Annotated in this window: 23 protein-coding genes; all 23 read left to right on the top strand. The window is 53.1% G+C overall.

Translation table 11 applies throughout. The features are described 5' to 3' along the window. Window positions 1-396 precede the first annotated feature (396 nt). The gene (locus tag P1S59_08265) at window positions 397-789 is read left to right on the top strand and encodes a hypothetical protein (GenBank protein ID MDF1526245.1); all 393 of its coding nucleotides are present in this window, start codon (window positions 397-399) and stop codon (window positions 787-789) included. Between the two features lie 222 nt (window positions 790-1,011). Further along, window positions 1,012-2,502, top strand: a complete 1,491-nt coding sequence (gene lysS, locus P1S59_08260) for a lysine--tRNA ligase (GenBank protein MDF1526244.1) — start codon at window positions 1,012-1,014, stop codon at window positions 2,500-2,502. A gap of 156 nt (window positions 2,503-2,658) precedes the next feature. Then, on the top strand, window positions 2,659-3,870 hold the full coding sequence (locus P1S59_08255) for a lipoprotein-releasing ABC transporter permease subunit (protein ID MDF1526243.1): 1,212 nt from the start codon (window positions 2,659-2,661) through the stop codon (window positions 3,868-3,870). Continuing rightward, window positions 3,863-4,558 carry an ABC transporter ATP-binding protein gene (locus P1S59_08250; protein MDF1526242.1) on the top strand — a complete coding sequence of 232 codons (696 nt, stop codon included), beginning with the start codon at window positions 3,863-3,865 and terminating at the stop codon, window positions 4,556-4,558. Before P1S59_08255 ends, P1S59_08250 begins: the two co-directional genes overlap by 8 nt. 5 nt (window positions 4,559-4,563) lie before the next feature. Next, window positions 4,564-6,819 (top strand): outer membrane protein assembly factor BamA, encoded by a 2,256-nt coding sequence (bamA, locus tag P1S59_08245; GenBank protein MDF1526241.1) that lies wholly within the window; start codon window positions 4,564-4,566, stop codon window positions 6,817-6,819. A 132-nt stretch (window positions 6,820-6,951) separates the two neighbouring features. Next, window positions 6,952-7,494, top strand: a complete 543-nt coding sequence (locus tag P1S59_08240) for an OmpH family outer membrane protein (protein ID MDF1526240.1) — start codon at window positions 6,952-6,954, stop codon at window positions 7,492-7,494. Continuing rightward, on the top strand, window positions 7,491-8,537 hold the full coding sequence (gene lpxD, locus P1S59_08235) for a UDP-3-O-(3-hydroxymyristoyl)glucosamine N-acyltransferase (protein ID MDF1526239.1): 1,047 nt from the start codon (window positions 7,491-7,493) through the stop codon (window positions 8,535-8,537). Before P1S59_08240 ends, lpxD begins: the two co-directional genes overlap by 4 nt. Next, window positions 8,537-9,001: a 3-hydroxyacyl-ACP dehydratase FabZ gene (gene fabZ, locus P1S59_08230; GenBank protein ID MDF1526238.1), complete on the top strand. Its 465-nt coding sequence runs from the start codon at window positions 8,537-8,539 to the stop codon at window positions 8,999-9,001. Before lpxD ends, fabZ begins: the two co-directional genes overlap by 1 nt. After that, complete coding sequence (gene lpxA, locus P1S59_08225; protein ID MDF1526237.1) at window positions 9,002-9,793, top strand: acyl-ACP--UDP-N-acetylglucosamine O-acyltransferase; 792 nt, start codon at window positions 9,002-9,004, stop codon at window positions 9,791-9,793. After that, window positions 9,790-10,641: a UDP-2,3-diacylglucosamine diphosphatase LpxI gene (gene lpxI / locus P1S59_08220; GenBank protein ID MDF1526236.1), complete on the top strand. Its 852-nt coding sequence runs from the start codon at window positions 9,790-9,792 to the stop codon at window positions 10,639-10,641. Before lpxA ends, lpxI begins: the two co-directional genes overlap by 4 nt. Continuing rightward, window positions 10,626-11,765, top strand: coding sequence for a lipid-A-disaccharide synthase (gene lpxB, locus P1S59_08215; GenBank protein ID MDF1526235.1), 1,140 nt, complete (start codon window positions 10,626-10,628; stop codon window positions 11,763-11,765). Before lpxI ends, lpxB begins: the two co-directional genes overlap by 16 nt. Further along, entirely contained in the window at window positions 11,762-13,525 is a 1,764-nt protein-coding gene (msbA, locus tag P1S59_08210) for a lipid A export permease/ATP-binding protein MsbA (protein MDF1526234.1), read from the top strand. The genes lpxB and msbA overlap by 4 nt, the downstream gene beginning before the upstream one ends. Further along, window positions 13,500-14,210 (top strand): lysophospholipid acyltransferase family protein, encoded by a 711-nt coding sequence (locus tag P1S59_08205; protein ID MDF1526233.1) that lies wholly within the window; start codon window positions 13,500-13,502, stop codon window positions 14,208-14,210. Before msbA ends, P1S59_08205 begins: the two co-directional genes overlap by 26 nt. Beyond that, on the top strand, window positions 14,182-14,895 hold the full coding sequence (locus P1S59_08200) for a lysophospholipid acyltransferase family protein (protein MDF1526232.1): 714 nt from the start codon (window positions 14,182-14,184) through the stop codon (window positions 14,893-14,895). The genes P1S59_08205 and P1S59_08200 overlap by 29 nt, the downstream gene beginning before the upstream one ends. A gap of 181 nt (window positions 14,896-15,076) precedes the next feature. Then, entirely contained in the window at window positions 15,077-15,244 is a 168-nt protein-coding gene (locus tag P1S59_08195) for a Trm112 family protein (GenBank protein ID MDF1526231.1), read from the top strand. 5 nt (window positions 15,245-15,249) lie between these two features. After that, on the top strand, window positions 15,250-16,314 hold the full coding sequence (lpxK, locus tag P1S59_08190; GenBank protein ID MDF1526230.1) for a tetraacyldisaccharide 4'-kinase: 1,065 nt from the start codon (window positions 15,250-15,252) through the stop codon (window positions 16,312-16,314). Between the two features lies 1 nt (window position 16,315). After that, window positions 16,316-17,197: a lysophospholipid acyltransferase family protein gene (locus P1S59_08185; protein ID MDF1526229.1), complete on the top strand. Its 882-nt coding sequence runs from the start codon at window positions 16,316-16,318 to the stop codon at window positions 17,195-17,197. A gap of 149 nt (window positions 17,198-17,346) precedes the next feature. Next, window positions 17,347-17,910 carry an HAD family hydrolase gene (locus P1S59_08180; GenBank protein MDF1526228.1) on the top strand — a complete coding sequence of 188 codons (564 nt, stop codon included), beginning with the start codon at window positions 17,347-17,349 and terminating at the stop codon, window positions 17,908-17,910. Window positions 17,911-17,936: 26 nt separating this feature from the next. Next, window positions 17,937-18,755 (top strand): DUF3108 domain-containing protein, encoded by an 819-nt coding sequence (locus P1S59_08175; GenBank protein ID MDF1526227.1) that lies wholly within the window; start codon window positions 17,937-17,939, stop codon window positions 18,753-18,755. Between the two features lie 4 nt (window positions 18,756-18,759). Further along, window positions 18,760-20,037 carry a 3-deoxy-D-manno-octulosonic acid transferase gene (locus P1S59_08170; GenBank protein MDF1526226.1) on the top strand — a complete coding sequence of 426 codons (1,278 nt, stop codon included), beginning with the start codon at window positions 18,760-18,762 and terminating at the stop codon, window positions 20,035-20,037. Between the two features lie 7 nt (window positions 20,038-20,044). Beyond that, window positions 20,045-21,445, top strand: coding sequence for a glycosyltransferase family 39 protein (locus P1S59_08165; protein ID MDF1526225.1), 1,401 nt, complete (start codon window positions 20,045-20,047; stop codon window positions 21,443-21,445). Then, the gene (locus P1S59_08160; protein MDF1526224.1) at window positions 21,424-21,615 is read left to right on the top strand and encodes a hypothetical protein; all 192 of its coding nucleotides are present in this window, start codon (window positions 21,424-21,426) and stop codon (window positions 21,613-21,615) included. Before P1S59_08165 ends, P1S59_08160 begins: the two co-directional genes overlap by 22 nt. Continuing rightward, window positions 21,605-22,873: an O-antigen ligase family protein gene (locus tag P1S59_08155; GenBank protein ID MDF1526223.1), complete on the top strand. Its 1,269-nt coding sequence runs from the start codon at window positions 21,605-21,607 to the stop codon at window positions 22,871-22,873. The genes P1S59_08160 and P1S59_08155 overlap by 11 nt, the downstream gene beginning before the upstream one ends. The last annotated feature ends 13 nt before the right edge of the window (window positions 22,874-22,886 follow it).

Below are 22,886 nucleotides of genomic sequence, written 5' to 3'. Positions count from 1 at the left end.
CTTGAAAGGAAGCACCGTTTTCGTTATCATTTTCTCACCTTGTTGGTTAGTTGTGGAAAGTTCCGTCTCTTAACGTAACTTACCATCCCAACAAGGTTTTTTTATCCCCAAAATCTCAAAAATAGAATCAATCAAGATTTTAGGGAGTGCAGAAGCCAGCATCCGGGAGCCAGGAGTCAGGAGGAAAAACATGGCCGGAGCAACCCTTAAAGAGACATATTCCAAATGGCAAAGTAAATTCCGTAATTCGTGACTCATAATTCGAAGTGTGGGATTATATCGATTATTGATCACGGCTCTTCTACTGGCTCCTGGCTCCCGGGTACTGAACATTCCTTCCCTCCCTTGACACCCACACCAGTATTCCTTATATTTCTGCCAAAAGGAGAGGCCCGTATGGATTTACTGTCCCCCATCGTGGGTGCTGTTACAGGCATTAAGATGGCCCAGTGGGAAGATATTATTATCTTCGCCATGAAGATCTTCATTTTCTCGGTGCCTTTTGTTGCCTTTGGGCTGCTGGTTGAAAAGGATATAATTCGGGTACCGGTGTTGAACCGGGTCATGAAAACCCTTGTCGTCTTTCTGTTTTTCCTCCCGGTGTTCCTTTTTGGAATTCTTAATTACCTCGCCCCCGGTATGCCCGATGCCTTCTGGGAGAACCATCTCGTTCTCGAGGAGTTCTGGCTTATGGAAGGGACATGGCCCCCTTTAATCCTCTCCGGGTTGGTACTCCTCTATTTTTTGCTGTACCTGATGGAAACCCTGCGGGGGGATCTGAGTAGTTAGTGAAGTGTGAAAAGTGAACCGTGAATCCCGCCAATGGCGGGACCGTTCACTATTCACCATTCACCTTTCACTTTAACCAGTTTTCCTGTCAACTGATTACGCCTGTCAACTGATTACGCTTGACCTTTCCACCCCGCTCTATTACTTTGAAATGTTTAATATCAACAACTTAGGGACGCGTGTGGTCCACGCTTCAAAAGCCCGATCCAGCAAGGGGAAAGCATGTCAGATCAAAGCGAAAGCCGGATAATCACGGCTCGCAGGGAAAAGGTCCAGCAGGTCCGGGAGGAGGGTGTAAACCCTTATCCTAATGATTTTAAAAGACAAAACACCTGTAAAGATGTCCGGTCCGAATTGGAGGGGATGACTCCGGAGCAGGTAGAGGGTTCCGGGAAAAGCTATGTTCTGTCGGGACGGATAATGGCGGTACGGGATTTCGGCAAGGCCGCCTTCCTGCAGCTGGAAGACGGCAGCGGTCGCATCCAGGTCTTCATAAAAAAAGATGTCCTTGGAGAAGGGGCATATGCCCTCTACAAAATGTGGGATGTGGGGGACATCGTCGGTATTTCAGGAACACCTTTTGTGACCAGGACCGGCGAGTTGACCATCCAGGCGGACCGGATCGTTCTTGTCACCAAATCGGTGAGACCTCTGCCCGAAAAGTGGCACGGGCTGAAGGATGTGGAGATCCGTTACAGGCAGCGCTATGTTGATCTTATTGCCAACCCGGAGGTTCGTGAGGTCTTCCGGCGACGGACGGGTCTGATCAAACACATGCGTGATCATCTGGACGAGAATGGGTTCATGGAAGTGGAAACACCCATGATGCATCCCATTCCAGGGGGGGCCACGGCCAGACCTTTTGTAACCCACCACAACACACTGGACATGGACCTGTACTTGAGAGTGGCTCCAGAGTTGTATCTCAAGCGACTTGTAGTTGGCGGATTCGAGAGGGTCTACGAGGTAAACCGCAACTTCCGCAACGAAGGTATCTCCACCATGCACAACCCCGAGTTCACCATGCTGGAGTTCTACATGGCTTACGCGGACTACCACGACATGATGGATTTTACTGAAGAACTTCTCCAGACGGTGGTTCAGAAAGCGGCCGGAGCCAGCACTATCACATACCAGGGGACAGAGCTTGATTTTGCCCGCCCCTTTACCCGTCTGGCTTTTTACGATGCTTTAAACGGTGTGAAAGGGTTTGGAGAAGATATCAGAGCCGATCACGGAAAAGCAGCGGCTTTTGCCCGGAAGGCCGAGATACCGGTCTCGGACAAAGATCCTCTGGGCAAGGTGCACCTCAAGATATTTGAGCACTTCGTGGAGCCGAAACTAGCGGCTCCCACATTTGTCTACGACTACCCCATCTCCGTTTCTCCCCTGTCAAGGCGGAGCGATGCCGATCCCGAGGTCGCCGAACGGTTTGAACTATTCGTGGCAGGCATGGAAATAGCCAACGGCTTTTCGGAGCTGAACGATCCAAGGGACCAGGAGGACCGGTTTCGGCAGCAGGTGGCCGAATTCGATGCCGGGGACGAGGAAGCCCATCACATGGATTCCGACTACATCAGAGCCCTTGAGTACGGTATGCCGCCCGCGGCTGGCGAGGGGATCGGCATCGACAGGCTTGTCATGCTCGTCACCGACTCCCCTTCTATCAGGGATGTTATCCTTTTCCCCCACCAGAGGGCAGAACAGCCCTAATGCCGGATCTGGAACTTTATCGGGCACGGAAGCTTTCTGGATTGAGTTGCCGGGGCATTTTTATGTTTGTTATTGGAAAAGGCATTGTAATTAATAAGTTAAAGCTAATGCGCAGTGTGCCGGATTTTTCGGGCACCCTGCCAGGAGGGATGACTTTTGGGATCCTTTGAGTGGATGGTGGCTCTGCGCCACCTCCGTTCCCGACGAAAACACGCTTTTGTTTCGCTCATCACGGTGATCTCCGTCCTGGGTATCATGGTGGGCGTTGCCGCCCTGATCACAGTTATCTCTGTCATGACCGGCTTTTCTTCCTATATGCAGGACCGGATCCTGGGGACCACCTCTCATATCCTCATCACGGGTGTGGGAGGTATTGAGGATGCCCAGGATGTAGTGTCCAGGGTTCTGGATCTGGATCACGTTGTGGCAGCGGCTCCTTATGTCATGGGTCAATCCCTTCTGAAGGTGGAGGGAGATGTGACGGGGGTTGTTGTCAGGGGGATCGATCCAGTACTGGAAGCGGGGGTCACAGACCTTGCCGGCAACATGACCAGGGGATCCCTTGAGGACCTTGACGACAATGGAATTGTTATAGGGGTGGAACTGGCCCGACAGAGAGGGCTCCGGATCGGAGATCTTATTACCCTTGTCTCACCTTCCGAGATCTCCTCGCCCTTCGGAATGGTTCCCCTGATGGAGCGTTTCGCAGTCGAGGGGATTTTTGATACGGGTATGTATGAGTATGACACGGGACTTGTCCTTGTCACTACCAGTGCGGCCCAGACCTTCTTCGATCTGGGTGAAGCGGTGACGGGAGTTGCAGTTAAGACTGATGACATCTACATGACCCATGAAATAGCCGAAAACATCCAGGGTGAATTTGGTCACACTTTCTGGGTACGCGACTGGCGTGAAATGAACCAGAACCTCTTCTCGGCCCTTAAGCTCGAAAAGATAACCATGTTCATCATCCTGGTTCTCATTATAGTCGTTGCGGCCTTCAATATCATCGGTACCCTTATCCTTGTGGTGATGGAAAAGGGCAGGGAGATAGCAATACTCAAGGCCATGGGGGCGACACGTAAGAACATCGGCCGCATATTCATGCTGGAAGGCCTTATCATTGGACTGGGGGGGACCACTCTGGGGCTGCTGCTGGGACTGGGTCTGTGCTTCATACTCGCCAATTACCAGTTCGTGGAGCTGCCCGCAAGCGTCTACTACGTAACCACACTTCCGGTGAAGGTACAGTTAATGGATGTTGCTGCCATCTGCCTGGCGGCCACGGTGGTTTCATTTATCGCCACGGTTTATCCGGCCAGGCGAGCGTCCATGCTGAACCCCGTGGAGATCCTCAGGTATGAATGATGTCCTGGAGCGTCCGATATTCGAGGCCAGACAGCTGACAAAGGTGTTTACCAAAGCGGGTAAGACTATCGAAGTTCTGGATGGTATGGAACTTTCCATGAAGAGCGGAGAGGTGGTGGGTATTCTCGGTGCTTCAGGTGCAGGGAAAAGCACCCTGCTTCACATTGCCGGGGGTCTTGACTCGCCGTCCTCCGGAACCGTCCATTATGGCGAGAAGGATATATTCAGCCTTTCAGAACCGGATCTGGCGGCTTTTCGCAACCAGAAGATCGGTTTTGTCTTTCAGATGCATTATCTCCTGGCAGAGTTCACCTGTCTTGAAAACGTCATGATGCCCGGAATAATAGCTGGTGGAGAAAAAGGTCAGATCAGGGAACGGGCTGAGGTGCTTTTGAAGCAGGTTGGCCTGTCCCAGCGAGGCGACCACAGGCCTGGTGAGCTTTCTGGCGGTGAGCAGCAGCGGGCGGCGGTGGCCAGAGCCCTCGTCAACCACCCTTCCATGGTACTGGCTGACGAACCCACAGGCAACCTGGATGCGAAAACGGCAGCTTCAGTGCAGGATCTTTTTCTGGACCTTAACGAGACACAAGGAACGACCTTCCTCGTCGTGACCCACAACAGGGAGATGGCTTCCCGATTTCATCGCAGGTTCCAGCTCAGGGACGGCGTGCTTCACCAGGAGAGGTGATACAAGTGACCTGCAGAGTATTATTTACATCTACACTCGCTCTCCTGTGTGCGGTTCTTTTATTCGTCGCTATCGAGGCCAGCGCCGCACCTGTTGTCACCGACATCCGTATCGAAGGAAATCAGCGAGTTGACAGCTCCAGCGTTACAAAAGCTTTATCCATAGCCATCGGAGACCCGTTCAGCAGTTTTTCTATTACCCAGAGCGTACGCAGTCTCTACAGACTGGGAGTTTTCGCCCGTGTGTCCATAGATGAGGAAGCCTCTGAAAACGGTGTTGCCCTTATTGTAAACGTGACGGAGTTCCCCATGGTCCGCCGGATCGAATTTATCGGGAGGAAATCGGTGGAGGATATCGAACTGAAGAAGGTCCTCAAGGTAAAGGCTTTTTCCTTTGCGGACCCCGGTAAACTGCCCGCTGAGATCAAGGCTCTCGAAGGTGTATACAGTGCGGCCGGGTACCACGGCACAGGTATAACTTCCGACATTCAGGAAACCGAAAAGGGTGTCGTGATCACTTATACTGTAAAAGAGTCTGAAAAGTTCCTGATCCGCGAAGTAGACATCATAGGCAACAGAAATATTGAAGATAGCAAGCTCCAGAAGGTAATGATGACCAAAGAGACCGGTCCGCTGTCTTTTATTTCATCATCAGGAGGTTACGATGCAAAGGCTGCGGCCGACGATCTGCAGAGAATCCAGTACCTCTACATGGAGGATGGGTTCCTGGATATCAAGGTCCAGGAGCCTGAGGTGGAGCTGCATCCGGATGGTGAGGGGTTGTACGTCTCCCTCAAGGTGGATGAGGGATCACAATACACCCTTGGAGAGATCCGCTATTCCGGGGACTGGGAGGAACTTCCGGATCATATAAGGAGAGAGCCGAGCGTCAATATTGGCGATATCTTTGTCAGAAGCAAGGTCATGAACGACCTTCGAATGTATGAGGACAGCTACCGCGATAAGGGGTATGCCTGGTGCCGCATCGAGCCTCTTTTCAATAAGGATCAGGACAAGAAGGAGGTTGCCCTTAACCTGGTGCTCACAAAGGGTCCTCCCGTGCATATCCGGTGGATACACGTATCCGGAAACAGCAAAACCAGGGATTATGTCGTCAGGCGGGAAATGCGTCTCATGGAAGGGGATCTTTTCGATCAGAAGAAACTTGATGATTCAAAGCGCTTTATCAGGAGAATGGGTTTCTTCTCCACGGTGGATGTAAGAACCGTCAAGGTTGGAGACAACATTGCGGATATCCACGTCAAAGTTGAAGAGGGAGCGGCCGGTTCCCTTTCAGCCGGGGCATCCTTTTCGAGTCAGTCAGGCCTCGTTGGAACTCTGCAACTTTCCCTTGGGAACTTTTCGGGGAGGGGGCAGAAACTGAACCTGAACCTCGAGGCGGGTAGTGAAACCTCCACTTACAGCATCAGTTTCACTGAACCGAGGCTGTTTTCCGGGCCTTTTTCTTTCGGGATGGACCTGTTCAACAAAAGCAATGTTTATTCCGAATACACACAGGACAGTGACGGCGCCAGCGTGAGGCTGGGTTACATGCTCAGCGATTCATCGAGCCTGTCAGGCCGTTATCGCTATGTGAACTTCGATGTGTACGACATTGATTTAAATGCCAGTGATCTTATCAAGGAACAGGAAGGGGTCTCCGCCACATCGTCAATACGTCTCGGATATAATTATGATACGCGGGATTTCCCCCGGGATCCCAGAGAGGGAGTTACCCTTCTCCTTTCGTCGGAATTAGCGGGCGGTGTGCTTGGTGGGACCAACGATTTCGTTCGTTATCAGGTCGAAGGCAGCTTTTTTACACCTCTCGCCGGGGATCTGGTCGGGCTTGTCCATCTGGAGTTAGGTGTCGTCTCACCCTTTGGAGGAGATGAAGTCCCGGTTACCGAAAGATATTTCATGGGTGGGCTTTACACTCTCCGGGGTTTTGAATACAGAAAGGTCGGGCCCCTTGCGGATGGTGAGCCTGTTGGAGGGACCAAATCTTTCCTGATGAACCTTGAGGCAACTTATCCCCTGATACGTGATGCCAACATCAAAGGTGTGCTTTTCCTTGATGGTGGAAACGTATGGGCTGAGGATGAGGATGTCAAGGCAGTAGACCTCAGGTATGGCGCAGGTTTCGGATTCCGGTGGGCAGCGCCCATCGGTCTCCTCAGACTGGAATGGGGCTTCAACCTCGATCCGAAACCCGATGAGTTGCAACCGGGATGGGAGTTTTCCATCGGGACGATGTTTTAGAAACTGGAATGGGGAATAAGGAAGAGGGAATAGTGTAGATTAAAAGGTGAACAGTGAATGGTGAATAGTAATGTCAGTGTGATCATCCGCTGGCCGCAAGTCACCAATCATAAAAGATTTAGGAGGATCAAAATGACATTCAAACACTTAGCACTAATAATTGCTGTGGCCGGGATCTCGCTGACCTTGTTTACCGGAAACATTATGGCTGCGTCCATGCTCAAGATCGCGGTGGTGGATCTGCAGGGCGCACTCAACTCAACTTCTGAAGGGCTTGCAGCTAAAGAGACCCTGAAGAAAAAGCACATGGCGAAACAGGAACAGGTTGATAAAATGAAAGCGGAACTCGATACCATGGAGGAAAAGATAAAAAGTCCAGTCCTCAGCCAGGAGGCCCAGACAGAGCTGAAGGAAAAATACCGCGTGACCAAGGCTCAGCTTATCGAATACGTGACCCTGGCCAAAGAGGAAGAGGAAAGAGAAAATCAACAGCTTTCTTCAAGGATACTTGAAGGTCTCATCAAGATCGCCCGTGAGATCGCCGAGGCAGAGAATTTTACCATCGTTCTTGAAAAAAGCGGAAGCGCAGTGGTCTATTTCGAGGACAATATGGATATCACGGATAGAGTCGTGAAACTCTACAATGAGCGTTATATGGCGGGAGAAGGGCAGTGAAAAAGATCACCCTGGCCGAGTTGGCTGGGAAACTCGGCGGAGATCTGGTTGGTGATCCTGACGTCATCGTGTCGAGCGTAGCACCCCTGACCACAGCAGGTCCGGATCAGATCTCGTTTCTTTCGGACGCAAAATATCTGTCTTCAATGCAGAACACTTCGGCCGGTGGAGTCATCGTGTCCAGGGAGACCGAGGTCAGCGGGTTAAACCTCATCCGTGTTGAAAATCCCTATCTGGGGTTCGCCATGGCGATGGAACTGTTTTACTTGAGGCCCTACGAGGCTGCGGGCATCAGCAGTGTTTCATTTATCCATGAAAAAGCCAGTATAGGTAAAGAGCCCAGTATCCACCCTTACGCGGTGATCTGCCAGGACGCCAGGATCGGGGACAGGGTCACACTGATGTCGGGAGCCTATGTAGGCCCTGGAGCTACGATCGGTGACGATACCACGATCCACCCCAACGTTGTCCTGGAAGGCGGTGTCTGTGTCGGCAGCAAGGTGATCATCCATGCAGGTACAGTCGTGGGCAGCGATGGTTTCGGATTCGCAGCGGTCGGTGAGCGCCACAGAAAGATCCTGCATACGGGGATCGTAAGGATCGAGGACGAGGTGGAGATCGGCGCGGGGTGTACCATCGACAGGGCAGTTTTTGGTGAAACGGTGATCGGTCACGGGAGTAAACTGGATAACCTGGTCCATATTGCCCATAATGCCCGTACAGGGACCAATTGTCTGCTCACCGGGCAGACGGGATTAGCCGGCAGTGTTGTGCTCGGGGACAATGTCATCATGGCAGGGCAATCCGGAGTGAGTGGACACCTGAAAATCGGCAGCGGCACCATCATCATGGCCAGGACTGGAGTTACCAGGGATGCTCCCCCGGGAGCCCGTCTTGCCGGTTTCCCTGCCACTGATGACAAAACATGGAGAAGATCATCAGCCGTTTTTAACAGGCTCGATGAAATGAGAAAAAGACTTGCCAGGCTGGAGAGAGAAATGTCGAAAATCAGCGGAGTGAATGAAGAGGAGGAAGACAGCTAATGGACATTGCCCATATAATGAAGATCCTGCCGCACAGGTATCCTTTTCTGCTCGTGGACAGGATACTGGAACTGGTTCCCCGGGAGAAGATCGTGGGCTTAAAGAACGTCACAATAAACGAGCATTTCTTCCAGGGGCACTTCCCCGGGCACCCTGTAATGCCGGGAGTGCTCATTCTGGAATCTATGGCTCAAGTGGCTGGGATCCTGGCTTTTTCTGGCGAAGGAACCGTTGAAGAAATCGAGAACAATATGAAAGACAAGGTTATCTACTTCATGTCTATCGACAAGGTGAAATTCAGACGACCGGTCGTTCCCGGGGATCAGCTGCGCCAGGAGATCGTACAGACCAGGCACAGGGGGACGATCGCCAGCTTCGAAGGTAAGGCTTATGTTGGAGAAGACCTTGTTGCCGAGGCCCAGATGAAGGCTATCCTGGTGGACAGGGAAACCGAAAGGGATTAGATGCCGGCCCTCAAAGAAACAAGGATCGATACCCATGCGGTTGTGAGCGACGGAGCTGAGCTTGATGCCGGAGTCGTGGTAGGACCTTTTTCAATCATTGGAAAGGGTGTTCGCATCGGAGCTGATACGGTCATCGGACCCCACGTCGTTCTTGAAGGCAGGACCACCATCGGTTCGGGAAACCGGATATTCCAGTTCGCGTCAGTAGGGGCGATGCCGCAGGACCTCAAATACGCGGGTGAAGACAGCGAACTCGTCATCGGGGACCGGAATCAGATCCGGGAGTGTGCCACCATCCACCGTGGAACCGAGGGTGGCGGCATGGTGACAAGCATCGGGGATGATGGTCTTTTCATGGCCTATTCTCATGTGGCTCACGACTGCCGCATCGGTAACAGAGTCATCCTCGGTAACGCTTCGACTTTGGCCGGCCACGTGATCATCGAGGATGGGGCCATTCTTAGCGGCCTGACAGGTGTACACCAGTTTTGCAGGTTAGGCCAGTTGTCCTATATTGGTGCCGCCTCAGTAGTGGTCAAGGACGTTCCCCCATTTACGACCGTTCAGGGCGACAGGGCAAGGCTGGTGGGCCTGAACCTCGAGGGACTCAGAAGAAAGGGGCTTTCTGACAATGAGATCTCCAATTTAAAAAAGGCATACAGAGTCCTGTTCAGAAGCGGATTGGTCCTGGGCGAAGCTGTGGCAAAAGTCCGGACGGAAATCTCTCAGGATCCTGCTGTCGAGCTTCTCATTGAATTCGTGCTGGCATCTGAAAGGGGCGTTACGAGATGATCTCGGCAGGGGATCGGATCGGTGTTATTGCCGGTTCAGGCCACCTTCCCCTTCACATAGCACAATACCTGTCAGGGGCTGGTAATAATGTATATGTGGCCGGTTTGAAACGCGCAGCTGACCCGGCCCTCGACTGTCCGGAGTGGGAAACCGGGTGGTACAATTCATACGAGCTCCAGGAGCTACTGGACGGCCTGGGACAGGCCAGAGTTGCGAAAGTTGTTCTCGCCGGGAGGGTCGGCCACGAGGAGATCTTCAGCACCGGAAAATTTGACGGCCTTCTGGCAGCTTTCCTGGGCAACCTTAAGGACCATTGTCCCTCAACGATCCTGGGGGGTCTGGTCGATCTTCTTTCAGGGAACGGTTTTGAAGTTCTTCCCCTCACTGAAGTGGCGCCCGATCTTCTCCCGGAAGCTGGATGGTTAGCCGGACCGCCTGTGCAGCTCCGGCAGGTTCCGGATATCGAAGCCGGGTGGCGGATTGCCAGGGCCATTGCGAACCTCGATATTGGCCAGACGGCCATCATAAAGGGGGGGGCTGTGGTGGCGGTAGAGGCTATGGAAGGAACGGACAGGGCTATCAAAAGAGCTGGAATGATCTCGGGTGGTGGGGTAACCGTAGTTAAACTTGCAGCCGGAGATCATGACCTCAGATACGATATACCTACTGTCGGATCGGAAACCGTTGCGCGCCTGGCTGAAGCGGGCGGGAACCTTCTTGTTGTAGAGGCTGGGCGATGTTTCCTCCTCGATCTCGGTAGGATCTCCGCCATGTGCGAAGAAAAGGGTATAACCCTTCTTGCGGGCACTGAAACCGGGGATGGGGGAGTCAATTGGCCCGAAGCCTGATGATCGTAGCGGGGGAAGTGTCAGGCGACATGTACGGCGGTCGACTGGCAAAGGCGCTTCAGGCATTGGAACCCGGAATTAAGCTGGCCGGCATTGGCGGTGATAGGATGGCCGAGGCAGGCGTTGACCTGCAGGTTCACATCAGTGATCTCTCGGTCATGGGGATCTGGGAAGTCGTGCGCGACATGGGCCGACTGAGGAAGATCCTCGACGAGGCCAAAGAGTCCATGCGCAAGTCCAGACCGGATGGGCTTGTTCTGATTGATTTTTACAGGTTTAATATCGAGCTTGCCAAAGAGGCTAAACGCCTCGGCATCCCGGTGGTTTACTACGTGGCTCCCAAACTGTGGGTGTGGGGCAAAGGTCGCATTAAGTACCTGAGAAAATATGTGGATCATATCCTTGCCATTTTTCCCTTCGAGGAAGAGTTCTTTCGTTCTCTGGGGATGCCGGTGTCATATGTGGGGAACCCTCTTGCTGAGATCCTGGGAGATTCGACTGCAGAAGCCCCTTTGTTGAAAAAGATTGAGGGGGAAACGGTGGTCAGCCTGCTGCCGGGAAGCAGGACCTCAGAGGTCCGACAACTGCTTCCTCATTTTCTCAAAGCTGCTCAACTGATATCCCGCGAACTTGAAGGAAAAGTTAGATTTTACCTTCCTTTGCCTCAGACCATCTCAATTACATTTGTCGAGAGTATGCTCGCCCAGGCCAGTATCGAGGTTACGGTAATAGCTGGCCGGTCCAGAGAGGTTCTTCGTATCTCTGACATTTCCCTTGTTTCTTCGGGTACGGCCACCCTGGAGGCTTTCCTCCTCGGAATTCCTCAGGTCGTAGCTTACCGGACTTCCTGGCTGACCTATTTTCTTGGCAAACGGATAGTCAAGATCGATCGTTTCAGCCTCCCGAACATTCTTGCTGGAAGAGATGTGGTTGAGGAGCTGCTCCAGGAGGAAGTAATTCCCGAAAGGCTTGCCAGAGCAGGTTTGAGGATTTTAGAAGAGGGGCCCGCCAGGGCAGAGTATCTGCGTGCGGGACGAGAAGTGCTGGGAACCCTTCAGGGCGATCAGGCTTCCCGGCTGGCGGCTCAAAAAACCCTGGAAATCGTTTCAGGGGCAATGAAATGAGCCACTCCTTTTGGATGTATCTCAGGCTTCTTCGCTATGCCCGCCCCTATAAAGGCAAGCTGGTCATCTCGACCCTCGCTATGATCGGCGTGGCTGCCATGACGGCGCTGTCTGCGCTGATCATCAAGAACGTTCTTGACGACGTATTCATAGCTGGCGATCGCCAGCTGCTTCTTCTAATCCCCGTGGTCATAATTGCCATCTACATACTCAAGGGCATATTCCGGTATGTCCGGACCTATGTAATGAGCTGGGCAGGACTCCGTATGGTCCAGGACATCAGGAACGAACTCTACGAACATATGCACCGCATGTCCCTGTCATTTTTCACTGAAACACCTACCGGAGTGCTCATGTCCCGCGTCACTTACGATGTGAACATGATGCAGAATGCTGTCACTGAGGCCTTTGTGGGTGCCTTTAGGGACGTCTTCACAATCCTGGGCCTGGCGATTGTCGTTTTCTACCGTAACGCTCAACTGGGTATGATCGCTCTTGTGGGGTTCCCACTGGCTTTCTATCCTCTTGTTCGCTTTGGCAGGAAAATGAAAAAGGCCAGCAGGCGCAGCCAGGAGCAGGTGGGGAGCCTGAACAAACTCATGCAGGAGAAGATCTCCGGGGCAGGGCTGATCAAGGCCTCCGGAACCGAAGCCGTAGAGCTTGACGAGTTCAAGCATCAGAACGAGAAGCTGGTGAAGTCCTTCCTGAAAATAGAAAGGGTGAAAGCTCTTTCTAACCCGGTGATGGAGTTTATCGGAGCACTGTCGGTATCTTTCATCATCTGGATCGGAGGGCTTACGGTAATTAACGGGAAAATGACGGTGGGTGAGTTCTTTTCCTTTCTTGCTGCAATCATGATGCTTTATGAACCGGTTAAGCACATAACCTCGGTTAACAACATCATTCAGCAGGGACTGGCCGCGGCCGAGCGTGTCTTCGAGATCCTGGACATTTCCCCCGGGATCGACGATGCTCCGGACGCCGTGGACATACCGCGCAGCTCCGGTCACATAACCTTCAAAGGTGTCAGCTTCCGCTATGGGGATGAGTACGTTTTAAAAGATATCGATCTGGATATCCCCTCGGGAACAAAGCTGGCTATAGTCGGGACCAGCGGAGGCGGCAAGACAACCCTTGTGAACCTGATTCCCCGGTTTTACGATGTGACGGAGGGGAAGATCACCGTTGATGGATATGATATCAAACAGGTGACCCAGAAAAGCCTCAGAGAGCAGATCTCCATCGTTTCCCAGGAAGTTGTCCTGTTTAACGACACAATTGGCAGCAACATCTGCTACGGCATGACCGATGTTTCGGAGGCAGATCTGGAAGAGGCTTTAAAAACAGCCTATGCCCTGGATTTTGTAAAATCACTATCCGAAGGGTACAACACGATCATTGGCGAACGCGGCGCCCGTCTTTCGGGCGGGCAGCGGCAGAGAATCTCCATAGCGCGGGCCCTTCTGAAAAACTCCCCGATCCTAATCCTGGACGAAGCGACCAGCGCTCTGGACACCGAATCAGAGCATCTGGTACAAAAAGCCCTCGAAAATCTGGTAAAGGGGAGAACGACCCTGACCATTGCTCACCGTATCTCCACGGTGAAGGATGCCGACCGTATCATCGTTATCTCCCAGGGCCGGATCGTTGAATCTGGGCACCACGAGGAGCTTATCGATCTGGGTGGTGAATACTCCCGACTTTATTCCCTTCTGGTGGAGGAGAACCCTTCCGATGACCCCGAGGCCAAAGAGGACTAGTTCCTTCCGGGAATGGAGGAGGAAGCAGGCATACAATCTTCTGCCGCTGCTTTCTTATCTGGCGAGTGCTCTTGTCAAGGGGCTCGGGGCTACCCTTAAAACCCGGTTTACAGGGCATCTTCCGGTTCTGGACATGGTGGAATCAGGTGAACCCTTCATCCTTGTATTTTTTCACGGCCGGTTGTTCATCCTGATCTACTACCTCCGGAACTGGCCGATCGTTGTTATGCTCAGTATCAGCTACCTGGGTGAGCTCCAGACACGCATTTTACACAACTTCGGGTATACCACCATCAGAGGTTCCAGGAGCCGGGGGGGGCCAAGAGCTCTGGCGCAAATAGTCAGTGTGGTACGAAATGGCAAGATAGGGGTCTTTGCCGTGGACGGTCCCAGAGGACCCTACAGGGAAGTGAAACCGGGTGCTGTTTTTGTGGCTAAAAAGCTGGGTGTCCCTATCGTTCCGGTGACCACTTCCGCATGGCCTTCGGTGACCCTGGGGTGGGTGTGGGATCGTTTCTTTCTTCCCATGCCCTTTGGCCGCACTAATGTGCATCTGGGTGAGCCGATACTCCTTGACGCAGACCTTTCGGAGGAGTCCGTCAGTTCGGACTGCCAGCGGATCGAAGAGGTACTGTCTAAGCTGGAGATTGAAGCGGATGTTCTTACCGGCCGGATCAGAAAATAGTATCGGCAGTGCCGGACGGCTGATCCCGCTACTCGCAAGGGTTTTGATCAGGTCCGTGACATGGACTGTCCGCATACGCTGCGAGGGGGCGCAGATCCTGGATGAACTTGAATTGTCAGGTCGGACCTGTGTTGTGGCCTTCTTTCACGGAAGACAGTTCCTTCCCACAGGTTTTCTCGCGGGGCGGAAGATGGGGATAATGTCCAGCCTGAGCAGGGATGGTGAGCTGCAGACTCGCGTAATGACAGGTCTGGGATATGCTGTTGTGAGGGGCTCGGCATCCAGGAGCGGGGCACGGGGCCTTATCGGATTGAAAAAACTTATGGAAAAGGGGTATCACGCAACCTTTGCTGTGGACGGGCCCAGAGGGCCCATCCATGAGGTAAAACCGGGAGCTATCTATTTGGCCAAGAAAACCGGTGCCCCCGTTATCGGGATGGCAGCATCCGCGAGGCCTGCCCACATCTTTTCCCGCGCCTGGGATCTTTACCTGCTCCCGTGGCCCTTCAGCAAGGGGGCTGTGATCTTCAGTGATCCAATTTATTTTGATGATGACATGAGTGAAGAAGCAATGGCCCGGGACAGCCGCTTCCTGAAAAAAGAGTTGTTGAGGCTGCAGGAGAGGGCTGATGGGATAACGGGGTTGAAGAGCAGGAGCCAGGAGCCAGGAGCCAGAAGCCAGTAGATTGTTTCCTGTTAACATCGTCATATCGAAAATATAAAATAGATGTTCTCTGACTACTGAATTATTGAGGATGCCGTTTGAGGATTGATGTTTGTGGTTTGAAGTTGAAGCTCTCAGCTGCTTTGAATAAAACCTCAAACTTCAAACACCAAACGCCAAACTGATTTCCGGAGGAAATCCTATGCCTATCGATCAGGAACTGCTGGACATTCTGGCCTGCCCCAAATGTAAAGGGGAGGTAAAACTGGAGAACGAGGGGAGTTCACTCGTCTGCCACACCTGCCGACTCAAATACAGAATAGAGGATGATATACCTGTGATGCTCATCGATGAGGCAGAAAAGATCTGAATGTGATGCGCAGCCGTTTTGAGGCGGTTCTTTCCGATCCGCCGGTCTATTTACTGCCGTTTCTGATTCCCCTGTCCGCGATCTACAGGGGGATCTCATCGTTTCACCGCTATCTTTACAGGTCAAGTGTTCTAACCTGCCACCGTTTGCCGAGGCCCGTGGTAAGTGTGGGTAACCTGACCATCGGGGGAGGCGGTAAAACGCCCTTGACAATGTGGCTTGCCGAAAATTTGATGGCTTCAGGCGTTAAAGTCGCTGTTCTAACCAGGGGATACGGGCGGATCCATGGTGGTCTCCGGATCGTGGAGGAAAGAGACACCTGGGAAGATGTCGGGGACGAACCTGTTCTCATGGCGTCTAAAATAAGGGGAGCTACGGTAGTTGTGTCCAGGGATCGATTTGCCGCAGGCAGGAAGGTGCTTGAAACCAGGGATGTGGATCTGTTTCTTCTCGATGACGGTTTCCAGCACTTTGCCCTGGATCGCGATCTTGATATCGTGGTTGTAGACGGGCACAGGCGGTTTGGTAACGGTAGACTGCTGCCTGCAGGAATCCTCAGGGAACCGGTGTCGAGGCTCAACGACGCGGACCTTGTTGTCGTGACCAAGGCAAAGCAGGCGGATCCGGAGTTCGAGGGGTTTCTCAACCGTCACAGCAAGGCATCGGTATTCTGGGCAGATTATCGGCCATTGGGCCTGTCACTGGTGAGCCCTGGCGAGCCCACCGTCACAGGGGACCGGCCAGATGGGCTTTTTGTGGCTTTTTGTGGTATCGCGGGACCTGAAGGTTTTAGAGAGACCCTGACAAGAGCCGGTATTGAGGTTGTGGAACTTTTGACATTTCCGGATCATCACCCGTACAGCGCTTCTGACATCAACATGATCCAGGAAACCGCTCTTCGAAAGGAAGCTGTCGGACTTGTGACCACTGAAAAGGACGCAGCTCGGTGGAACCACCCAAACCTTTCCCTGCCCCTGTACTCTCTGTCTATCCATCCGGTTATCGAGGCGGAGGATGATCTGCTGAATACAGTTCTGGCTCTGGTGAGCAAAGGGGGGGGAGCAGCCTGAAATGAGATATCAGCTGGAAACAGTATTACTGTGGATACTGGGAACGGTTTTTCGAATACTTCCCCGGCGCACCGGCCTGTTCCTGGGGAGAGTTGTCGGGAGTATGGCGTATTACCTGGCACCAAGACGCAGAAATCTGGCTCTTGAAAACCTCACCATGGCTCTGGGTGAGAGCCTGAGTGAAAAAGAGATCAGAACCACTGCCCTGGCCTCCTTCCGTTTCCTGGGGATGAATATCCTGGAGTTTTTCAACCTTTCCAGGGCGACACCTGAGGAAATGAAGCGCCTTACCTCCGTGGAAGGGGAGGAGCACCTGATTGAGGCACTGGCTTCAGGCAAAGGGGCGCTTATCCTCACAGCTCATCTGGGGAGTTGGGACATGCTTGGCGCGGGTCTGGCTGCTCGCGGCTATCCTGTGGCCCTCATAACAAAGGTATCCAGGAGCGAGGCGGTAAACCGTATCTGGATGGGATACCGTGAAAAGGCTGGGATCAAACTGTTCATGGGCCGCGGTACCATGAAGGAAAGTCTCCGTCACCTGAAGAACGGGGGCATGGTGGGTCTTGTGCAGGACCAGAACGCGCGCCGCAGGGAGGGGGTTTTTGTTCCCTTTTTCGGCCGTGAGGCCTGCACCATCACCAGCCTTGCTTTATTGGCGCGCCGAACGGGTGCCCCGGTTGTGCCCCTTTACTCCTACCGGGATGGGAATATCCATCGCATCGTTATCGAAAAGATCATGCTCCATGATAATATTGCGGATACCGACACAGATCTTCTTGAGAGAACCAGGAGCTACACGCAGTGGACCGAGAAGATCGTCAGGCTTCACCCTCAGCAGTGGACCTGGCTGCATGACAGATGGAAGACGAGGCCGCGGCCCTGAAGGGGCCATCGGTAAGGGAGTAACGGAGTAAGGGAGTAAGGGAGTGAAGATGCGGAATTCCCCCCTCATACCCCCAAACACCCATACCCCCATACTCGAGGCCTGGGACGAGGAGGAGAGGGTGCTATTGTACGAGCAAAGAGGAATAGATGAACAACCAATCCCTTAAAGACACCCCAAGTTCCAGGCCCGCTGTATTCCTCGATCGTGACGGGACGATCATCGATGATATCGGTTACCTGGCTGACCCCGCTGGCATCACCTTTTATCCTGGTGTTCCGGAGGCTTTAAAAAGACTCCAGGACAGGGGATACCTCCTCGTGGTGATCACGAACCAGTCCGGGATAGGCAGGGGGTATTTCAATGAGGAGACTGCCCTTTCGGTGAACCTCACCATGGTGGGGTTATTGAAGGAAAAGGGTGTTGCCCTTGCTGCGATCTACTACTGTCCACACCATCCTGAGGACAACTGTCGCTGCAGAAAACCGGAGTTGCTCATGGTTCAGAGGGCTCAACGCGACCTGGGTGTCGACCCGAGCCGTTCCTGGGTAGTGGGGGACATCGACAAGGATGTTAAGACAGGGTTAAAAACAGGTTTACGGCCGATCCTGGTGGAAACCGGGAAGGCCGAAAAGGGTGATATACCTGCAGATGTCAAACGCTGTGAAACGGTTGTTGAGGCTGCCAGGTTTATTCTAAACGAGGGGTTGTGATGGGGGTGGAGATTCGCAGAGTTTTTTTGATCTGGGCTCTTTTGTCCATGGTTCTGCCGTCCCCGGCATCAGCCCAGGAGGTGACAGCCTACGAGCCCGGGGAGCGGCTGGAATATGTTCTGAAGTGGGCAGGTATAGCGGCAGGGGACTCGGTGATGGAGATCGTTGAGGGGGATTTTGTTGAAGGGGCATTCCTCTACAGGGTCGTATCTACAGCGAGATCAAGGAGCCTTGTGGATCTGGTCTACAAGGTCAGGGACCGGTACGAGACTCACATCCACCCCTCTGACAGTTTGACCCGCAAATATGTTTTCGACATGAAAGAAGGCGGCAAACGGGAGAAAAGGGTCCTCATCTTCGACCAGGAAGCTCTGTCGGTGACTCGGGTAATCCAGAAAAAAGGCAATACCCAGAGCCAGGATTACGAGATCCCTCCCCAGACCCATGACAACCTGTCGGCCCTGTACGCACTGAGAAACGAATCACTTCAGGTGGGTGATTCAATAATATATCGTGTGTTCGAGAGCCGAAAGAACTGGGAGCTGGTCATTGATGTCATCGCGGCTGAGGAGGTCAAGGTAAGCGCAGGAAGGTTCAGGACCGTTGTTGTCCATCCCAAACTGAAATTCGAGGGTATCTTCAGACGCAAGGGGGAACTGCACGTCTACATGACCGACGACCAGTGGCATATCCCGGTGCTCATGAAGAGCAAGGTCAGTATCGGAAGCATCGACGCGGAACTGGTGCGGTTTACCCTGGGCGGTGAGGAAAAGGAAATCTTTTCCCTGCTGCCTCCTGAGGAAAGGAAGCAGCCTTCCCAGGACCATTCAGACAGGGGAGATTGACCCGGTGTCGGCCCGATCACTCCTGTACAATGCTATCATCCTTGCCTTTGGGATCCTGGCCCTTCCGTGGGTCATCTATCAGCTGGTTTTTGTTAAAAAAAGAAGGCAGGGGCTGGCACAGAGGTTCGGCCGTTCACCGGTCATGGTGAAAAAGACGGTCTGGTGCCATGCCGTATCGGTCGGCGAGGTGAGAGCTGTGGCCCCCATGCTCAAGCTCTTGGATGAGGACGAGATTGCCAGGGGCCGCATCGCTCTTTCCACCGTGACGGTCACAGGTCAGGAGACAGCAAAAAGAGAGTGTAGCTTCGTAAAGTTCATCTTTTATTTTTCCCTGGATCTGCCTTTTGTTGTTGGTCGAGCGATCCGGCGTATCAACCCTGAGATCTTCATTACTGCCGAAACGGAGATCTGGCCGAACTTCTTCGCAGCCTGTTTTAAGCGGGATATTCCCGTCATTGTGGTCAATGGCCGGATATCGGACAGTTCGTTATCCCGGTATCTGAGGTTCCGCTGGTTCTTCAGGCCCATCCTTGAGAAGGTGACCATGTTCCTCATGCAGAGCGAGGAGGATGCCCGGCGGATCAAGGAGATGGGCGCCCGCCCTGAGTCGGTCAAGGTTACCGGCAACATGAAGTACGACCGTGTTTTGGAACCGGTGGCCTTACCGGATGAGGTCGGACGATGGGCTGAAAGAGGTTTTGTCCTGGTGGCCGGCAGCACCCACGCCGGAGAGGAGGAGGTCGTCCTGGAAGCGATAAGGAGACTTGAAGGGAAAGACCTCCTTCTCGCCCTTGTTCCCCGACACCCGGAACGGTTCGACGAGGTGTCCTGGCTTCTGAAAAAGGAAGGTGTACTTTTCACCAGGTACTCAGATATCCTTAAGGGTAATGCTGTTGATGGGGATGTTGTGCTCGTTGACGCCATGGGGGTACTGGACGGGTTCTACGCTCGGGCTGACGTGGCTTTCGTGGGAGGAAGTCTGGTACCGGTTGGTGGGCATAACCTTCTGGAACCGGCCATGCACGGTGTCCCCGTTCTAAGTGGGCCTCATACATTCAATTTCAGGGATATCGCCGAAACTCTGACATCATCCGGGGGGTGCCTTGAGGTGAATAATGTTGAGGAGTTGACCCGAGCGGTGGAAACGCTGGCGAGGGAGCAGGGAACACGGGACGAGATGGGCCGGATGGCCGCGGCGGTGTCAAAAGGGACAAAGGGCGCATCCTCCGAAAACGTGGAAGAGCTCAAATCCCTTATGAAAATCCGGACCTCTGATGGATAGACCTGACATGCCAATTCTGATCGGGGAAAAGGGGAAGAAAGTCGGTTATGTCATTTTCCTCTTTCTGATCCTGGTTTTCCTTGGGTTGAGGTTCTTTTACATTGAAGCGGATTTTCCCCAGGACATCACCCGATCAGGGGCTCTGTACACAGACGAAGGATGGTATTCCAACGGAGCGGTGGCCTTCGCCTTGTCGGGGAATTGGTACATACCGGGTGATTTCAACCCTTCCGTCAACCTGCCCGTGGTTTCCCTGATCCAGACAGCGGTTTTCTCGGTTTTCGGTGCGAGTCTTGACACCGCCCGGATGACAGTCGCAGTCAGCTTCTGCCTTCCTGTTTTCCTTGTTTATTTCCTGGTAAGGCACTTTTCCGACAGGGTTACGGCCGGTCTTGTGGCAGGCCTTCTTTCGACCAACTACATCCTTTTTTCCTTCAGCCGGTTGGCCATCCTGGATATCCCGGCTCTGACCATCGCCCTGAGCGCCATCACCGTGACCGCCATTAATCCCAAGGGTAAGTCTCGCACGTTTTTCGCCCTGTCCACCCTTTTATTCGCGGTGGCCCTCCTGGCCAAGAGCGCCGTGCTCATCCTCTTTCCCGTCTACCTCCTTACGCTGGTCACGGGAAAAGGATGGTCATTAAAGGAAAAATTGATCTATGGCTTCACCGCTCTCATTATCGTAGGTGTATTGGTCGGTGGTTACAATTACTATGCACGGTCAATTTTCCCCGAAGACTACAGGCTTTTTACCCAATTGAATTTTTCCGGTCGTATATCCAGGGACCTTTCAACCATTGCGGGAGATCTTGTGGGTGGGGCCAAAAGAGTGCTTCGCCTTGAACCGGCCCTGGTTTTATTATCGTTTATATTCTCCTGGCGGCAGTGGAGACGGTCTCCGGATTTCAGAAGGGATCCTCTCGTGAGGATTTCCGTTCTCTGGGTTGTTGGCCACCTCATCGTCATGAGCATGACTTCATACCATCCGCCGAGATATTTCATCGCTCTCTCCATCCCCATGACTATCCTTCTGGTTCAGGTGGGTATGGATCTGAGAAAAAAAGCTTCCGGTTCGGTCAGGACCCTGCTGCCTCTGATAATGATCTTCCTGTTGGTCGGCTGGAATGGATATCGGGTTGTGGATTACATGGTCAAACCCTTCTATTCGCTCCATTTCATGTGTGAGGATGTGAACAGGATCATTTCAGAGGACCGCACCGCTGGAGGGAGCAGTGTGCTCATTGGTCACATGGCCAATACTGTGGGTCTGGCCACAGGGCTGCCCACGATCAATTCGCTGTACGGGACGCAGTCGCTCTCCTGGAAAATGGCCGAGTACGCTCCACAGCATTACATCTCCCTGGGTGAGGAGGAGGCAAAAAAAATATGGAAAAGGACTTTGGGCTGACCAAAGTGAAGCCATGGGATGTTTTGGGCAACTATTATCATGGCCGTAAGATCGAACTTTATCGTATCGGGAAATGGGTTCCAGGTAAAAAAGGGAACCACGTTCTCCCCCCGGCATCGATCCGGGCCTTTTCGCCCTGGGGAACAAGGGGGCTTCGGGATGACGACTAGACCCCAGGCGCTTCTTTACATCCTTCTTTCCGTTTACATGTTCGCCTTCTTTTTTCTCAGCATACGGAGCGGCTGGGAAATTCCTCTTTACATCGCCTTCATCCCCGCTGTCTGGATGGAGTTTCGATCCCCCCTGCCGGCAGGTTCGAGACGATATTTTTACCGGGTCCTGGCCCTCATGGTCATTTTCGTGAGCCTCAACCTGCTCTCTGCCTATTTCGCCTACGATGCTCCCGGAATGGAGTTTTCCCATAGACAGAGTTCCTACTTCAAGGGAGTCGTCCTCGCTTTTGTGGTCGGGCTCGGGATCAGAGACCGGAGATCCCTGAACCGGTTCATTACGGCGCTGTTGGCATCCTTCGGGATATGGATGTCCCTGGAACTTGTCAACTATGTATTTCTTTTTGTTGATCCCGTGGATGGCGGCAAACGCCTGGTCGGCTTCAGGAACTACAATCCCAACATCCTGGCATTTCAGCTGGTCATCTTCCTGTCGTTCTATCTGACATACGCCTTCGACAATCGGAGAAAACTGATTACCCTTTTCACTGGTGGCGGGGCCGCCCTGGCCCTGTTTCTGCTTTTTCTCACGGGGTCCAGGAACGGTTGGGTAACGGTACTGGTCGTGACAATGCCTGCCTCGCTAGTATTCTCCGGTCCCAAGGGGAACCTCAAGAAAAGGGCCATAGCGGCCCTGATGGTCTTTCTTCTTACCGCTTCAGTCGGCTACTTTTACTGGTTCAAGTACGCTAGGCCGGAAAGAAGGTCTTTTTCCTCAATTAATTCCAGGGTGATCCACTGGCAGGCAGCCGCCGAGGTCATCAAGGAGGGGCCGTGGTACAGGGTCGTTATCGGTCAGGGCAGCATCAAGAAGGTTCTGAAAAAGATGCATGCCAAATGGCCCCTTGACGGGAAGGTACATAATATCATCAGGCACGCTCACAATACATCTCTCCAGGTCCTTCTGGAGACGGGGTTTTTGGGGTGGCTGAATCTTGCTGCTGTATGGTTACTGTTGTTTATGAAAACCCTCTCCAACTGGTTGAAAAACACGGCCGGCGGAGACCTGGAGCCTGCCCTCCTGGTTGCCCTGCTCTCGATACCGGTCCTGAGCCTGGTGGATCACGTTCTCTGGCATGTTGTGGGGATGAACTGCTGGCTGGTTGTCGGGCTGGCGCTGGCCCGGGTCAGGGTAAATGAACTGGAAAGGGTGGAAAACGGCTCTCATTTAACCAGCAGGGTCACTTTTACCGGGTAAGGCATCCGGCAGT

The sequence above is a fragment of the bacterium genome (genome assembly GCA_029210965.1).
Taxonomy (GTDB): domain Bacteria; phylum BMS3Abin14; class BMS3Abin14; order BMS3Abin14; family BMS3Abin14; genus JALHUC01.
This window is presented reverse-complemented; position numbering and strand designations above follow the sequence as displayed.

What these genes read in the sequence shown, in the direction of transcription:
- lpxK (MDF1526230.1), top strand. Translation starts at nt 15,250, where the DNA reads ATGCGCAGCCGTTTTGAGGCGGTTCTTTCCGATCCGCCGGTCTATTTA.
- P1S59_08195 (MDF1526231.1), top strand. Translation starts at nt 15,077, where the DNA reads ATGCCTATCGATCAGGAACTGCTGGACATTCTGGCCTGCCCCAAATGT.
- P1S59_08240 (MDF1526240.1), top strand. Translation starts at nt 6,952, where the DNA reads ATGACATTCAAACACTTAGCACTAATAATTGCTGTGGCCGGGATCTCG.
- lpxI (MDF1526236.1), top strand. Translation starts at nt 9,790, where the DNA reads ATGATCTCGGCAGGGGATCGGATCGGTGTTATTGCCGGTTCAGGCCAC.
- P1S59_08265 (MDF1526245.1), top strand. Translation starts at nt 397, where the DNA reads ATGGATTTACTGTCCCCCATCGTGGGTGCTGTTACAGGCATTAAGATG.
- lysS (MDF1526244.1), top strand. Translation starts at nt 1,012, where the DNA reads ATGTCAGATCAAAGCGAAAGCCGGATAATCACGGCTCGCAGGGAAAAG.
- msbA (MDF1526234.1), top strand. Translation starts at nt 11,762, where the DNA reads ATGAGCCACTCCTTTTGGATGTATCTCAGGCTTCTTCGCTATGCCCGC.
- P1S59_08165 (MDF1526225.1), top strand. Translation starts at nt 20,045, where the DNA reads ATGCCAATTCTGATCGGGGAAAAGGGGAAGAAAGTCGGTTATGTCATT.
- P1S59_08160 (MDF1526224.1), top strand. Translation starts at nt 21,424, where the DNA reads ATGGAAAAGGACTTTGGGCTGACCAAAGTGAAGCCATGGGATGTTTTG.
- P1S59_08180 (MDF1526228.1), top strand. Translation starts at nt 17,347, where the DNA reads ATGAACAACCAATCCCTTAAAGACACCCCAAGTTCCAGGCCCGCTGTA.
- P1S59_08155 (MDF1526223.1), top strand. Translation starts at nt 21,605, where the DNA reads ATGACGACTAGACCCCAGGCGCTTCTTTACATCCTTCTTTCCGTTTAC.
- P1S59_08205 (MDF1526233.1), top strand. Translation starts at nt 13,500, where the DNA reads ATGACCCCGAGGCCAAAGAGGACTAGTTCCTTCCGGGAATGGAGGAGG.
- fabZ (MDF1526238.1), top strand. Translation starts at nt 8,537, where the DNA reads ATGGACATTGCCCATATAATGAAGATCCTGCCGCACAGGTATCCTTTT.
- P1S59_08185 (MDF1526229.1), top strand. Translation starts at nt 16,316, where the DNA reads ATGAGATATCAGCTGGAAACAGTATTACTGTGGATACTGGGAACGGTT.
- P1S59_08200 (MDF1526232.1), top strand. Translation starts at nt 14,182, where the DNA reads ATGTTCTTACCGGCCGGATCAGAAAATAGTATCGGCAGTGCCGGACGG.
- lpxA (MDF1526237.1), top strand. Translation starts at nt 9,002, where the DNA reads ATGCCGGCCCTCAAAGAAACAAGGATCGATACCCATGCGGTTGTGAGC.
- P1S59_08250 (MDF1526242.1), top strand. Translation starts at nt 3,863, where the DNA reads ATGAATGATGTCCTGGAGCGTCCGATATTCGAGGCCAGACAGCTGACA.